The sequence below is a fragment of the Vibrio sp. 1249-1 genome, from assembly GCF_033340495.1.
The window spans coordinates 1-589 of record NZ_JAWOWJ010000850.1; the positions used below are offsets into that span (position 1 = coordinate 1).

At 47.9% G+C, this 589-nt stretch carries 1 protein-coding gene; it reads right to left on the minus strand.

All coding sequences use genetic code 11. The features are described 5' to 3' along the window. Nucleotides 1-589 (minus strand): NAD(P)-dependent oxidoreductase (locus tag R7Z50_RS29275; protein ID WP_318149987.1); only part of this gene is annotated, 589 nt, incomplete at both ends.

Sequence of the window (589 nt, forward strand, 5' to 3'; positions counted from 1 at the left end):
GGGAAGTTAACGCTTGATAGTGTTGAACCATTATCTGAATATTTCGCCAGTTTACCCGCAACTTCCACGCCGATGTTTTCTTGTGCTTCTTGAGTAGAGCCGCCCACGTGTGGCGTTAGAATGACGTTATCGAATTTCTGTAGTGGAGATTCAAACGGGTCAGCGTTTGTTTTTGGTTCTACTGGGAATACGTCGATTGCTGCGCCAGCTAAGTGACCTGCTTCTAGGCTGTGGCAAAGCGCAGGAATATCAACAACGGTACCGCGAGCGGCGTTGATGAAGATTGCGCCAGGCTTCATGCGAGCAAATTCTTCTTCGCCCATCATATTCTTCGTTTCAGGTGTTTCTGGTACGTGCAGCGAAATAACATCACATTTGTTTAGCAGCTCGCTCATCGTGTGGATTTGCGTTGCGTTGCCAAGTGATAGTTTGTTTTCGATATCGTAGTAGTACACGCGCATACCTAAGTTTTCAGCAATAATGCCCAGCTGAGTACCGATATGGCCGTAACCAATGATGCCAAGGCGTTTACCACGCGCTTCGTAAGAGTTGTCTGCGCTCTTCTTCCAAATACCACGGTGTGCCAAGG